Here is a 13,255-nt window from a genome sequence, read left to right on the forward strand (position 1 = left end):
TGCATTGCTGCCTTGCTCACCTATGGCTGTCCTAAAAAACTGGTGCTTCGATCATTCCGGGATCTTCAACCACGCTCGACGCTGGCAAAACGCTCCAGGCATGGGACCATGCCGCACGGCGGCGCCTTCTGCCGCCGCGCATATGTCCCCATGCCAGTCGGAACTTTTGGCGCGGATAATAGTTCGATCACCAACATCAGCCAGGTAGTCAATTTGTTCCCCACCTCATCCTCGGATGTACTCATTCGCAAGCTTCAGACCATCTCGGATCTTCGAGAGGCCGACATCGGCGTTCTGAAAGGCATTCCGATCCAGGAGAAGGAATATTCGGCCAACCACGATCTGGTGCGTGAGGGCGACCGTCCTGTTTACTCGTTTATCGTTCTTGATGGCTTGGTCGGTTCCACCAAACATACGGGCGAAGGAAAGCGACAAATCACATCATTCTTCGTCGCTGGCGACATTCCTGATCTGCATGGGCTGCATCTGTCGGTCATGGATTGTAACTTCTCGACCCTTACGCCGGCCCGAGTAGGTTTCATGCGGCATGACACTCTGCGTGCCGTTTGCGACCAGCACCCTCGCATCGCCACCGCTTTTTGGCGGTCGACGTTGATAGATGCCGCGATTTATAGGGAGTGGGTCATCAATGTGGGAAGACGCGAGGCATACACCCGCATGGCTCACATCCTGTGCGAACTGATTTTTCGCTTGCGCTCTATGGGGCGCATTGAGGATCACGTGGCGGATATTCCCATTACACAGGCGGCCCTTGGCGATGCACTGGGTTTGTCCACGGTCCACGTCAACCGGATGCTCCAGGAACTACGACGCAGAGGCCTCATTGCCACCTCGGGATCAAAAGTTCACGCACTGGACTGGGCTGGCCTCACTCACGCAGGAGATTTCGACACGACCTACCTGCACCAAAGGAACCCCGCAGATTAGCAGTGACGGAAGCTCTCCGATGGCACGATTTTTCTTCGACAGCGGCGATGGCGATCTCATCTTCGAGGACGAAATAGGTGTCGAATGCGCGGGCCTCGAGGAGGTCCGCCGCGCGGGATTCGAGGGCCTTGTCGACCTCACGAGAGAGTCACTGAAGAGCGTCGACGGGCAGCAATTGTTTATCGAAGTGCGCGATGAAAATGGCGCCAAGATTTTGCGGCTGAGCCTCTCGCTTCGGGTAAAATCGAACGTATAAATTTGCACTCTACGCGCAGCGTTAGGCGAGCGGACTGGGACTGCAAACATCCACTGGCATGTCGTGTCTCAAAACCAGGGCCACTTTTGAGCGACATGCATTAACCCATAGATTGTGCCTCGATTTGTGTACAGGACGGGGAACCATCAAAGAGCCGCCGAGTTCGTCCAACGGACAAGCTCGGAATCTAACATGGAAGAAATCGGCAAGGCACAACAAAAGGTCATAGCCCGCCTCATACGGGAGTGGATTTCATCGGACGCCAATCGTCGCCAGCTTCGCCAGTTGCTGGATCTGCCGACAGATGCGGACATGCCCAGCGAGCATCGGTCATTGCTTGACGAACTCGACCGAAAGCTCAACCAATGAGCGCCCCTGCTTTCGGCAGGGCTTCCGAGTGGATGCGAGCCGGTGGCGAGGGAAAGGAGCTGAGGTCGACATCTGGTTGAGGCCGCCGGCATTTGACCCAAGCAGACGCGAACGCTTTACGCCGGACGGCGCCGATTGGCCGAAGAAAGAATGTTCGGTGGTTTCGTGGAGCCGCGGTCGGATTCCTATAGGTGAGTTTCTGCACCTTGCTGCGCGTTTAAAAGTTGAGAAACGGCAGTTATGATCTGCGGCAGAAAAAAGGGCTTGGTGATCATTATGCTGTTGGGCACGCCTTCCGCTCCCCAGTGTACCGCGCTGTCGCCACTGATATAGACAACCGGGATGGTCGAGTTGGACCTTCGCAAGTGCCGAGCGACCTCCCACCCCGACTGTCCTGCTCCCAGACGGATGTCCGTGAGCACGGCCTTGAACTTGGTCGGATCGGGGTCGAAAGCCGCCAGCGCCTCGGCGGCACTCCGAGTGCCGACGACCTGGAAGCCGGCCTCCTCCAAAGCTGACTCGAGGTCGAGCAGGATCATTGTCTCATCTTCGACGATCAGAACAGCACCTTCGCTCATCCGGAATCTCCCCAAGCCGCCACCGCTAATACGAGTTCGGCGTCAACTTGGTTCCATCTGACGCGCAGCAGCCTGTTGGTTATCGAAGCTCTACGCTGCCTCGATTGCGCGGCGGACTTGTGACGTCGGGGAGCCACCCTGGAAAAGGCCGACACCGGCTTAGCTGCTTCGACAGCCTTGGACAATGAGGCTGAATTACAGGTTGTAGCCGACGCTTAACCGTTGCCGACGAGGTCGCTTTGATCAAGCGTTCTCCTGATCTCCAGAAGCTTGCTGGATCTGCGTCATCACCTTTTGGGGATCCACATTCTCGGCGAGTTCCGGCAGCTCTTTGTCGGCCGGGGTCGAGATATTCAGACGCGCCGTCAAGGCAGCCACCATCTCGATCAGCCGCGTGGTTTCATGTTCGTTTAGAAGGCTGATCTGCAAATCCAGTTCGGCTCGGCGCTCGCTGTGGGCGGCCATTCTGTTCTGATTGATCAGCACGAAAGTAGACAGGAAGATTGCCTCAACCGAGGCGACCATGGCCAGGATCACGAAAGTCGGGTCCCAGGCTGGGACGGCTGGTATCGCGCCAAGGTTCGCGAGGACCCAGACGACAAGAATTGCAAGGTGCAGATAGACGAAAGTCATGCTTCCCGCGAAGCGCGAAACAGCGCCGGCGACCCACGCTTGAACGCCTTGGTGCTCCTCTTGCTGCCGCCTGTGCTCGACCAGGGCCTGTATGTTCTGGTGGAGCACCGACTGCATGTCGGCTGGACGTTGGTCGCTCATTTGAAAGCCCCGTTTGGAGATCATTCCGTGCAAGCGGCGTCGCTTATCGCCGGTGGCTCCCGCGAGGCCGGATCTGCCTTGAACTCGTCGGCACACGACTTGGGTCGCTGCCGACGGCCCGCTTGGAACAAGGCGTGCCGTCCTGCAATAGTGTGCACCATGCCGACCACTGCCTGCGGGGCGCTCTGATGAACCATATGGCCGGCGCCCGGAACCACCTCAAGGAGAGACCCACCGACTTCCGCGTGCAAGCGTCGTGCATCGCGTTGCGCGTCGAACAACCGGTCCCCGGATCCCGCCATGATGCCGGTGGGCACGGCAATGTCCCTATAGTTGGCTTTTCCCAAGAGGGACGCGGCCAGCATCGATGCTGTCTCCAGAGAAACCGCCCGCAGTTGGGAAGGGCGGCTGGCGACATCTTTGGCAAGTGCGGCGAACTCGCCGGCGACGACGGCGGGTTTAAAGATCTTCTCCATTGCCCAATGCCAAGCAAGCCTTACAAGCGGCGGCAGCAAGGTGTGACGAAACGCGGTGCCGATCACAGGCAGTGCAGGGAGTGCGGCCAGTGCAAGATCCAGCCGCGGTGGCGGATAGTAGTAACCCGAGACCAGCACGATGCCGGCGACCGATGGAGAATGCCTGCGCGCCAATTCGAGGGCGATCCAAGCTCCCCAGGAATGTCCAAGCACGAGGTATTTCTCTATACCCAGCCCGCAGGCGGCGGCATGTATAAGGTCGGCTTGGTCGCGAGCGGACCAACGCCGGCCGCGCGGCCGTGAGCTTCGCCCAAAACCGGGACGATCAAATGCAAGCACCCGATAGGTCTTTGCCGCCTCATCGAAGATGCCGCTCGACTTGAAATCCTCCGCCATGGATCCGTTGCCATGCAAGAGAAGGAGCGGCATGCCGGTTCCGGCTTCGATAAAATGCAGCCGCACACCATCGATCTCCATCACACGTCCGCACGCCCGGCCGGCAATCGCACGTTTGGCGCGGATGGCGTTGTATGCCGCCAGCGCCGCCAACGAGGCCGCGAGCAACCCGGTCGCGAGTTTCGGTCCATCTCTGTCGAACGCCATGCCCGTGCCTGTTGGAAACCATCTGCCGACCCCAACTCTCGGGGCGAAAGCTTGTTCCGCCAGACAAGACAACGCTGTACAACCGGCTCAAGCGGCTAAAGTAGGCCTTCTCCATGGAGTTGGGACCGTTAAGCCTGGGCAGCGCTGCTGCGTCCCATTTTCCAATCACCCTGCCAACGTGCGCGCACGGCAATCATCAGCATGGCCGCTTCCGTCATCCCGGTCTGGAAAAGTCTGACCAGCTCTCGCGCGATGGATTCTGCCGCGGTAGTGTCCGACGAAATCTCAAATTCCTGACACAGCGCGTCGAAAACCGACCGAAGCGTTTTCAGGTCGTCTGGATAGAGAGCGTCCGTATTCGTAAGAATGGGTCGGTCAAGCATCAAACGTCTCCAAACGAGTGAAGTGCGGTTCGGGCACCCAGCCAGCGGGAGCTCGTCAAGTGCCCGCTGGTTTCCCCTTATCCGCCACAGCGCGCCAAGCTGTCATTAACCTATGACCGCGGTGCGGCGTGTTCGGCTGACCGGCCCGCCAAAGAAACTGCCGTCCTGCGGGGAACTCTTGGCCGCAGACTGCATTTAAGTCCGGGCAAAACGGGGGCGAAATGGGGGCCACTTCAAGCAATCCGCGATCTGAACTGCAGCGCTTCGAGCTTTTGGCAGCGCTGGGCGACCGTATTCGCGAGATTACGGATCCCGCAGAACTGGCCTACGCAGCCGCGGAACTGCTGGGGAACCATTTTGGCATCAGCCGAGCCGGATACGGCACGATCGATCTAGAGAAAGAAACGATCACCATTGACAGGGACTGGAACGCGCCAGGCATCAAAAGCCTGGCTGGGACGCTGAATTTCAGGAACTACGGCTCGTATATCGAGGATTTGAAGCGAGGCGAAACCGTTGTCTTTGAAAACGCCGAGACAGATCCGCGAACCAGCAGCCATGCGGAGGCACTCAAAGCCATCAGCGCCCAATCCGTCATCAACATGCCCGTTACCGAGCATGGCGGGCTGGTGGCGCTGTTATACCTGAACCACTCCGCGCCCAGACGCTGGGCGACGGAGGAAGTAGCCCTCATTTCGGCAGTCGCGGACCGGACGCGTACGGCGATAGAACGCCTTCGCGCCGAACTGGCCCTGCGTGAGAACGCCGAACGCCTTGCTTTTCTCGACCGCCTCGGCAGGGAGATAGCCCTCGCGGCCGACGCCGATGCTGTCATGCAGATCACCACTCGGCTCCTCGGCGAACATCTTGGCGTCTCGATTTGCGCCTATGCCGACATGGAGCAGGACCAAGACCATTTCACCATCCGCGGCGATTGGAGCGCACCTGGCTCGCCCAGCATCAGGGGATATTACAGTCTTGCCGATTTCGGTCGCCTAGCTGTCACCAACCTCAGCGCCAACAAGCCGCTTATCATCAACAACAACCTTGAGGAAATTGCTCCCGAGGAAGCGAAGACCTTTCAGGATATCGGGATAACGGCAACCATCTGTATGCCTTTGGTCAAACAAGGCCGACTGACTGCCCTGATGGCCATCCACGACAAGCAGCGCCGCGTCTGGTCGCAACGCGAACTGTCCTTGCTGACCGAGGTGACGGAGCGGTCCTGGGCTCACATCGAGCGCGTTCGCTCGGAACAGGCGGCACGGGCCAGCGAGGAGAGGCTGAGGCTTGCCACCGACGCGGCCGCTATTGGCACCTGGGATTACGATCCCATCAGCGGAGTGCTGCGTTGGGACGACCGGTGCAAAGCCCTTTTTGGTTTGCCGCCGGACGCGGAGGTGACATATGAAAGCGCCTTCCTGGCGGGCCTCCACCCGGAAGATCGCGCACGGGCCGACGAGGCCGTACGCCAGTCGCTCGCGCCGGGCACCCCCTCCCGCTACGACATCGAATACCGGACGATCGGCCTTCGGGATGGCAAGGAGCGCTGGATTGCCGCAACGGGGGAAGCGCTTTTCCAGTCCGGCCGTGCGATCCGCTTCATCGGCACCGTGGTCGACGTCACCGCGCGAAAGCGGGTGGAGCATCAGCTTCAGTTGATGAACGCCACTGCGGCAGCCGTGGCGGCCGAGCTTGACGTGGAGCGAATTGTCCAGACGGTAACCGATGCCGGCGTGGTGCTGTCGGGCGCACAATTCGGAGCTTTCTTCTACAATGTGATCGACGACAAGGGCGACAGCTATGTGCTCTACGCCCTGTCGGGGGCACCTCGTTCTGCTTTCGAAAACTTTCCGATGCCGCGCAACACCGCGGTGTTCGAGCCCACTTTCCGCGGAACAAGCGTGGTGCGTTCCGATGATATCCTCACGGATCCCCGTTACGGAAAGAACTGGCCCCGCAAGGGAATGCCGGAGGGCCATCTGCCGGTGCGTTCCTATCTCGCCGTGCCGGTCGTCTCGCGTTCGGGCGAGGTCCTGGGCGGCCTCTTCCTTGGTCATTCAGAGACCGGCGTGTTCGCCGAACAGCAAGAAGCGGCCTTGCTGGGGCTTGCCGGCCATGCCGCGACGGCCATCGACAACTCCCGGCTGTTCAAGGCGCTGCAGACACTCAACGGCACGCTCGAACAACGTGTCAAAGATGAAGTTGCGGAACGCGCCAGAGCAGAAGAGCACCTGCGCCAAGCCCAGAAGATGGAAGCTGTCGGACAGCTCACCGGTGGCATCGCGCACGACTTCAACAATATGCTGGCCGTCATCATCGGCGGCCTGAACCTTGTGCAGCGCAAGCTCAGAAACGGCGATACCAACGTCCACCAATTCGTAACCGGCGCGATCGATGGAGCACAACGTGCCGCAGAACTTACCAGGCGACTGCTCGCCTTTTCCCGCCAGCAACCACTGGCGCCGAAGCGGCTGAATCCAAATCGCCTCGTCTCCGGTATGAGCGAATTGCTGAACCGGACGCTTGGCGAGACCATCCAGATCGAGACCGTGCTCGCTGCGGGCCTATGGCATGTCGAGGCCGACGCAGGGCAATTGGAAAGCGCGCTGCTCAACCTTTGCGTCAACGCAAGGGATGCCATGCCTGCTGGCGGCAAGCTGACGATCGAGACATCAAACGCCCACGTCGACGATCGCTATGCCAGGGAGAACGCGATCCCCTCCGGCCAGTATGTGATGATAGCGGTCACCGATACAGGAACGGGCATGACTGCTGATGTTGTCGCAAGAGCCTTCGATCCGTTCTTCACCACCAAGGGGGTCGGCAAAGGCACCGGGCTGGGACTCAGCCAAGTCTATGGGTTTGTTCGCCAGTCCGGCGGCAGTGTGAAGATCTATTCCGAGCAGGGCATCGGAACCACCTTGAAAATATATTTGCCGCGCTCGCACCATGGCGTGCTCGACAGCCAAATCGACGTCGTGGCAGGCGAGCACCCCGGCTGTGCAGACGAGATCATCATGGTTGTCGAGGATGAAGATCGCGTCCGGCTGATGGCCGCGGAAGCGCTGCGGGAACTGGGCTACTCCGTGCTGGAAATGCAAGGTCCACGCGAAGCGCTGGTGGCCGTCGAAAGCGGGCAAGTGCCGTCGCTTCTGTTCACCGACGTGGTGATGCCGGAGATGTCGGGCCGGGAGCTGGTGGATCAGGTCAAGACAATGCACCCGTCGCTAAAAGTGCTCTACACCACCGGCTACACACGAAATGCGATTGTCCACAACGGCACGCTCGATTTCGGAACCGAACTTTTGACCAAGCCCTACACGATCGACGAATTGGCAGAGAAAGTCCGGAAGGTGCTGGATCGAAAGTGAACGGGCAACAGCCCGCGACGCTCGCCGTGTGACCGAACCCGGCGTTTGCCGCTAGGTGTGCAGCGAAACGGGCCGAAGGTGTCGACACCGACATCGTATTAATATGGCCCGGCTTCACTTTTCCGAGCCAGTATCCCTCCAGATTTTGTCTACCTCTTGCCCATCCGCGGCCTTGCTCATTGCCGTGATGGCGCAGCACGATCGAAATCTCGTTGCCGCCGGTCACCGGTCGGAGAAATAAATGCCGCCTCTGGCTCCCTGAGATGCTCAACACTGAAGCTGCCGTAAAAATGCTCGCTGGCCGATGGCCGGATGGAACAATCAACTTGCCGGGATGTTCGGATGATCTAACCGGAGAGATGTCCATGTTCATGCACAACAAGCGCCTGCAATACACCGTTCGCGTCTCGGAGCCGAATCCTCGCCTGGCCTGCATGATCATGGAACAGTTCGGCGGCGCCGATGGCGAGCTTGCAGCGGCCATGCGCTATTTCACGCAAGGGCTTGGCGAGGACGATCTTGGCCGTCGCGACATGTTGCTCGATATTGCGACCGAAGAACTCAGCCATCTCGAAGTGGTGGGATCAATCGTCACCATGCTCAACAAGGGGCTCAAGGCACAGCTGGCCGAGGGCCAAATGAAGGAAGCCGACCTTTACCTGATGATCGGCGCCAGCGGCACAACAGCCAAGGAATCAATTCTGTTCGGCGGCGCTCCCGCGCTGTGCGACTCAGCCGGCGTTCCCTGGACCGCGGCCTATGTCGACTCGCGCGGTGAACCTACGGTGGATTTGCGGTCGAATATCGCCGCCGAAGCCCGCGCCAAGATCGTTTACGAACGCCTCATCAACATCACCGACGACCCGGGAATCAAGGACGCGCTCGGCTTCCTGATGACCCGCGAGATCGCGCACCAGAAGTCGTTTGAGAAAGCACTCTACGCGATCGAAAACAATTTCCCTTCCGGCAAGCTCCCAGGCGTAGAGAAGTACGCCAGCATGTATGTCAACACCTCTCAAGGCGACGGCGATGTCGCTGGCCCATGGAATTCCGGCGAAGAGTGGGATCGGATCGATGACCTTGAAGAGGTGATGCCCGTCGACGGCGGAGACGGCCTGGCAACTGTCAAGCTGGGGGCCAAAGACATGAAGGTGGTGGCCAGGATGGCCGACCGTACGCTTTCCGATCCGGCTTCCGATCCGACAACAGGCGCTGATCTAGGAGCAGGCCCGGGAGCTGGCCGTACCAAGAACGCCGATTTCGGCGGCGCGGCAAGCATTCAGGAGGCCCCGGCCGTGGCAGAGGCTGCCGTCAAACGCGCACGTAGGCGTTAGCACAGAGCCGACGCGGGCATCTATGTTCCGCGATGCGGCCGGAAGCTAACACCGACGAAGGCAGGGCATCCGACCAGCAACGGACTGGCCGGAGCGCTCGCATCGACATCTGTGCTGAATGTGGGTGAAGCAACCATGGCCACCGCCGCACCACGACCAGATTCGGAGCGTGCGGACCAGCCGGATAAGGTCCGTCCCGACGGTTGCGAGAACCGGTGCATCGTGACAATCGGAGCATCGGCCGGCGGCGTCGACGCGCTGAAGAGACTTGTCCGCGATCTTTCGCCGGACATCCCGGCGGCTCTCCTCGTCGTACAGCACGTTGGTCCCACGAGTTACCTCGGCGACATTCTCGGTCGCGCTGCCAACATGCCCGTTGCAAATGCCTCCAACGGCATGAAGGTTAAAAACGGGCACATCTTCGTTGCACCGCCGGGAGCTCACCTTCTGTTACACCACGATCATATGCTGCTGCGGCGCGGGCCGCGCGAGAACCTGGCGCGCCCCGCCATCGACCCCCTGTTTCGATCGGCGGCCTGCAGCTTTGGCGGCAGCGTGATCGGCGTCGTGCTCACAGGCAGCCTCTCCGACGGCACCGCCGGCCTGCACGCAATCAAGATGTGCGGAGGCGTCAGCGTAGTCCAGGACCCCGGCGACGCTGCAGTACCCGACATGCCGCTGAGCGCCTTGCAGAATGTGGAAATCGACCATTGCGTCCCTCTGTCCGAAATGGCTGGCCTGTTGCACAGGCTTGCTTCCGAAATCGCAGGACCGACACCAGAAATCCCGTCCGGCATCCGCCTTGAGGCAGCGATTGCAGCTCAGGAGCACAGCACAATGGAATTGACCGAAGGCCAGCTTGGCGCCCCCTCGACATTTGTCTGCCCCGAATGTCATGGCCCCCTATGGGAGATCGAAGACGGGCCGATTACCCGTTACCGCTGCCACACCGGACATGCGTTCGGGGCAGACGTTTTGATGCAGGCCCAGGCTGACGATGCGGAACAGGCTCTTTGGAGCCTTCTAAGAGCGCACCAGCAGCGGGCTGAGTTGGCGAAACGTACGGCAAAACGCGAAGCCGCGCGGGAAAGACACAGCCTGGCCAGTCAAATGGCTGCGCGCGCCGCGGAATACGAAGCCGACGCTAAACTTATTGAAGAGATCATCCATCGTCGAACGCCGTGACATGCAACAGCGTTTGTCAGGGCGGGTACGTCTGCGCTGTCCCGATCGCATTTTCCTGGATCAGCCGCGTTGCCTCACCGCTTGGCCTGTGGCCACGGGTATCCAGGTCCCATGCTTTGATTGAACACCTGCACCCAAATCCAACTGCACGAATTTTATGCAAAGCAGGAACATAGAAGCATTACGCGAGTTAGGCACTGACCCATTGGACGTATCCTCGCATTCTGCGGTCTGCCTGGGTGGTCCTTGTTTTGTAAACGAATGCCAGGACAATGTATCGCTCGCAGCTTTTCGTACCTCTTTTTGGCCTGCTGTTGCTGATGGGTGGCCTGTTCCACGGGCACGAGGCCATGGCGCAGGAACCCTGTCCGGCCGATCACGATAAGCTGCTTGCAGCCCTCAAAGCCAACGTGAAGGCAAGCGGCGGACCAGCCAATGGCGGCTTTGAAACCAACGAATGGGCAGCCATCGTTGCCCGTGACGGCACTGTCTGCGCGATTGCGTTCAGCGGCCCCACCCCCGACTCGCAATGGCCGGGAAGTCGGCTCATAGCAGCGGAGAAAGCCAACACGGCCAACGGTCTCAGCCTGGCTCAGATGGCCCTCTCGACGGCCAATCTCTATGCGGGGGTGCAGCCCGGCGGACCGCTATTTGGCCTGCAGGAGACCAATCCCGTCAACCAGGCCGCGGCCTATACGGGCGATCCCAAAACGTTCGGAAGCGCCGGCGACCCGCTCGTCGGCAAGCCGATCGGAGGCGTCGTGGTGTTTGGCGGCGGGCTTGCCCTCTACGACGGCAAGAGCATTGTCGGCGGCCTCGGCGTTTCAGGCGACTCCTCATGCGCCGATCACAATGTCGCCTGGCGTATCCGCGCGGCGCTCGGCTTCGACAAGGTCCCGGCAGGCGTCAATCCAAATCGCAAGGATGCCATTGTCTACGATCTGGACCCCGGCGGCAAAAGCGCTTCGGGCTGGGGCCATCCGCTTTGTGCCGGAACGGAGGCCGACATCGCGGCCGAACTCGGCGCCGGCGTGGGAGGCTCGATCAATAAATGAAAGCTATGCCGCAGTTGGCATTAACGCGCGTTGACGTAGAACGATGTACCCGCAAATTGGCAGCCGGGAATTCCTTTGGCGCTATCCTTCTGGTGACGCTGCTCGCCTGCCTGCTGCTTCTGGGCGCTGCGTCCGAGCCTCCTAAAACACCAGCGATCGTACCGCCAGCCGCAGCTTCGCCACCCGATGACGGCCAATGGACGATGCCGGCCAAGAACTACGCGTCGACGCGCTTCAGCGAACTCTCCGAGATCAATGAAGGCAACGTCAAGAACCTGCAGGTCGCGTTCACGTTCTCGACAGGCGTGAACAAGGGCCAGGAAGCAGCGCCGCTGGTCGTCGGCAACACCATGTATATCGTGACGCCCTTTCCCAATTTCGTCTATGCGCTCGATCTCTCCAAGCCCGGCGCCCCGATGAAGTGGAAGTACGAACCCAATCCCGAGCCGGCGGCACAGGGAGTGGCCTGCTGCGACGTCGTCAACCGCGGGGTGGCATTCGCCGACGGGCGCATCTTTTTCAATACGCTGGACGGCCACACGATTGCCCTTGATGCGAACACGGGCAAGCCGATCTGGAACACTCATATCGGCAACATCAACATCGGCGAGACCATCACCATGGCGCCGCTTGTGGTGAAGGGCAAAGTGCTGGTCGGCAATTCCGGCGGCGAGATGGGCGTTCGCGGCTGGGTAAAGGCGCTCGACGCCGGCGACGGTCATGTCGTCTGGATCGCCTATAGCACCGGGCCGGACAAGGACGTGCTGATCGGACCGGACTTCAAGCCGCACTACGACATGGACAAAGGCAAGGATCTTGGCGTCACGACGTGGCCGCCGGAAGCCTGGAAGATCGGCGGCGGCAACATGTGGGGCTGGATTTCCTATGATCCCGATCTGAACCTGATCTTCCACGGCACCGGCAATCCCGGACCATGGAATCCGGATTTGCGGCCGGGCGACAACAAGTGGACGTCTGGCATTTTCGCGCGCGATCCCGACACCGGCGCGGCGAAATGGTTCTATCAGTGGAGCCCGCACGACCTCCACGACTATGACGGAATCAACGAGCAGATCCTGCTCGACATGACCTGGCAGGGCAAGCCGCGCAAGGTGCTGATCCGGCCGGAGCGCAACGGCTATCTCTACATCCTCGACCGGACAACCGGCGAGGTGCTGTCGGCAAAACCCTTTGGTCCCGTAAACTCCAGCAAAGGTGTGGACCTGAAAACCGGTCGACTGATCGTAAATCCGGACAAGAAGACCGGCACCGGCAAGGTCGTTCGCGATATCTGTCCGACGGCGTCTGGCCTCAAGGACTGGCAGCCTTCCGCGTTCTCGCCGAAGACCGGCCTGCTCTACATCCCGCACAACAATCTGTGCATGGATGAAGAAGGCGTCGAGGTGAACTACATCGCCGGCACGCCCTATGTGGGCATGAACGTCCGCATGATACCAGGGCCTGGCGGCAATCGCGGCGCCTTCACCGCCTGGGACATCGCCGCGGAGAAACCGGCCTGGAGCCTCAAGGAGAATTTCCCGGTGTGGAGCGGCGCGGTAGTGACCGCCGGCGACGTTGTCTTCTATGGCACGATGGAAGGCTGGTTCAAGGCGGTCAGCGCCAAGACCGGAGACCTGCTTTGGCAGTTCAAGACCTCGTCCGGGATCATCGGCCAGCCCATCACCTATCGCGGTCCCGACGGGCACCAGTATGTCGCCATCCTCTCAGGCGTCGGCGGCTGGGCCGGCGCCATTGTATCGGGCGATCTTGATCCGCGTGACGCCACCGCCGCGCTCGGTTTCGTCAATGCCATGAAGGATCTGAAGAACGCGACAACCTCGGGAGGCACGCTTTATGTGTTCCGGCTGCCTTGATGGATTGTACTTGACCGTAGGTCCGGCGCGAAAGGCGTGTCAACGG

At 60.3% G+C, this 13,255-nt stretch carries 12 protein-coding genes; 8 read left to right on the top strand and 4 right to left on the bottom strand.

Annotation, left to right across the window (positions count from 1 at the left end; translation table 11 throughout):
• Positions 1–12: 12 nt before the first annotated feature.
• The 3 genes from NKH22_RS08825 (at position 13) to NKH22_RS08835 (ending at position 1,573) form a co-directional block, all read left to right on the top strand.
• The gene (locus NKH22_RS08825; RefSeq protein WP_245260616.1) at positions 13–948 is read left to right on the top strand and encodes a Crp/Fnr family transcriptional regulator; all 936 of its coding nucleotides are present in this window, start codon (positions 13–15) and stop codon (positions 946–948) included.
• A gap of 19 nt (positions 949–967) precedes the next feature.
• A complete protein-coding gene (locus NKH22_RS08830; RefSeq protein ID WP_023668023.1) occupies positions 968–1,204 on the top strand; it encodes a DUF6894 family protein in 237 nt (78 codons plus the stop codon).
• Between the two features lie 192 nt (positions 1,205–1,396).
• On the top strand, positions 1,397–1,573 hold the full coding sequence (locus NKH22_RS08835; protein WP_023687819.1) for a hypothetical protein: 177 nt from the start codon (positions 1,397–1,399) through the stop codon (positions 1,571–1,573).
• A gap of 185 nt (positions 1,574–1,758) precedes the next feature.
• On the opposite strand, the gene NKH22_RS08840 is transcribed toward NKH22_RS08835, so the two are convergent.
• The 4 genes from NKH22_RS08840 to NKH22_RS08855 form a co-directional block, all read right to left on the bottom strand.
• On the bottom strand, positions 1,759–2,151 hold the full coding sequence (locus NKH22_RS08840) for a response regulator (RefSeq protein WP_023687818.1): 393 nt from the start codon (positions 2,149–2,151) through the stop codon (positions 1,759–1,761).
• A gap of 243 nt (positions 2,152–2,394) precedes the next feature.
• On the bottom strand, positions 2,395–2,925 hold the full coding sequence (locus NKH22_RS08845; protein WP_023681128.1) for a DUF1003 domain-containing protein: 531 nt from the start codon (positions 2,923–2,925) through the stop codon (positions 2,395–2,397).
• A gap of 20 nt (positions 2,926–2,945) precedes the next feature.
• Positions 2,946–4,004, bottom strand: a complete 1,059-nt coding sequence (locus tag NKH22_RS08850; RefSeq protein WP_023821877.1) for an alpha/beta fold hydrolase — start codon at positions 4,002–4,004, stop codon at positions 2,946–2,948.
• Between the two features lie 128 nt (positions 4,005–4,132).
• On the bottom strand, positions 4,133–4,387 hold the full coding sequence (locus NKH22_RS08855) for a hypothetical protein (RefSeq protein ID WP_023821878.1): 255 nt from the start codon (positions 4,385–4,387) through the stop codon (positions 4,133–4,135).
• 221 nt (positions 4,388–4,608) lie between these two features.
• Here NKH22_RS08855 and NKH22_RS08860 point away from each other — a divergent pair, with 221 nt between their 5' ends.
• The 5 genes from NKH22_RS08860 (at position 4,609) to NKH22_RS08880 (ending at position 13,209) form a co-directional block, all read left to right on the top strand.
• On the top strand, positions 4,609–7,761 hold the full coding sequence (locus NKH22_RS08860) for a GAF domain-containing protein (RefSeq protein ID WP_023821879.1): 3,153 nt from the start codon (positions 4,609–4,611) through the stop codon (positions 7,759–7,761).
• A 365-nt stretch (positions 7,762–8,126) separates the two neighbouring features.
• Positions 8,127–9,095, top strand: coding sequence for a manganese catalase family protein (locus NKH22_RS08865; protein ID WP_023681124.1), 969 nt, complete (start codon positions 8,127–8,129; stop codon positions 9,093–9,095).
• 135 nt (positions 9,096–9,230) lie between these two features.
• Positions 9,231–10,280 (top strand): chemotaxis protein CheB, encoded by a 1,050-nt coding sequence (locus NKH22_RS08870; protein ID WP_023687813.1) that lies wholly within the window; start codon positions 9,231–9,233, stop codon positions 10,278–10,280.
• Positions 10,281–10,552: 272 nt separating this feature from the next.
• The gene (locus NKH22_RS08875; RefSeq protein WP_023712209.1) at positions 10,553–11,335 is read left to right on the top strand and encodes a heme-binding protein; all 783 of its coding nucleotides are present in this window, start codon (positions 10,553–10,555) and stop codon (positions 11,333–11,335) included.
• Positions 11,332–13,209, top strand: a complete 1,878-nt coding sequence (locus tag NKH22_RS08880) for a methanol/ethanol family PQQ-dependent dehydrogenase (protein WP_023821880.1) — start codon at positions 11,332–11,334, stop codon at positions 13,207–13,209. The genes NKH22_RS08875 and NKH22_RS08880 overlap by 4 nt, the downstream gene beginning before the upstream one ends.
• The last annotated feature ends 46 nt before the right edge of the window (positions 13,210–13,255 follow it).

Origin of the sequence: Mesorhizobium sp. M1252 (assembly GCF_040318265.1) — a bacterium.
Classification (GTDB): Bacteria; Pseudomonadota; Alphaproteobacteria; order Rhizobiales; family Rhizobiaceae; genus Mesorhizobium.

Excerpts from the sequence above, each read along its gene's own strand:
- NKH22_RS08850 (WP_023821877.1), bottom strand. The coding sequence starts at position 4,004 with ATGGCGTTCGACAGAGATGGACCGAAACTCGCGACCGGGTTGCTCGCG.
- NKH22_RS08835 (WP_023687819.1), top strand. The coding sequence starts at position 1,397 with ATGGAAGAAATCGGCAAGGCACAACAAAAGGTCATAGCCCGCCTCATA.
- NKH22_RS08880 (WP_023821880.1), top strand. The coding sequence starts at position 11,332 with ATGAAAGCTATGCCGCAGTTGGCATTAACGCGCGTTGACGTAGAACGA.
- NKH22_RS08875 (WP_023712209.1), top strand. The coding sequence starts at position 10,553 with ATGTATCGCTCGCAGCTTTTCGTACCTCTTTTTGGCCTGCTGTTGCTG.
- NKH22_RS08830 (WP_023668023.1), top strand. The coding sequence starts at position 968 with ATGGCACGATTTTTCTTCGACAGCGGCGATGGCGATCTCATCTTCGAG.
- NKH22_RS08845 (WP_023681128.1), bottom strand. The coding sequence starts at position 2,925 with ATGAGCGACCAACGTCCAGCCGACATGCAGTCGGTGCTCCACCAGAAC.
- NKH22_RS08860 (WP_023821879.1), top strand. The coding sequence starts at position 4,609 with ATGGGGGCCACTTCAAGCAATCCGCGATCTGAACTGCAGCGCTTCGAG.
- NKH22_RS08840 (WP_023687818.1), bottom strand. The coding sequence starts at position 2,151 with ATGAGCGAAGGTGCTGTTCTGATCGTCGAAGATGAGACAATGATCCTG.
- NKH22_RS08855 (WP_023821878.1), bottom strand. The coding sequence starts at position 4,387 with ATGCTTGACCGACCCATTCTTACGAATACGGACGCTCTCTATCCAGAC.
- NKH22_RS08865 (WP_023681124.1), top strand. The coding sequence starts at position 8,127 with ATGTTCATGCACAACAAGCGCCTGCAATACACCGTTCGCGTCTCGGAG.
- NKH22_RS08870 (WP_023687813.1), top strand. The coding sequence starts at position 9,231 with ATGGCCACCGCCGCACCACGACCAGATTCGGAGCGTGCGGACCAGCCG.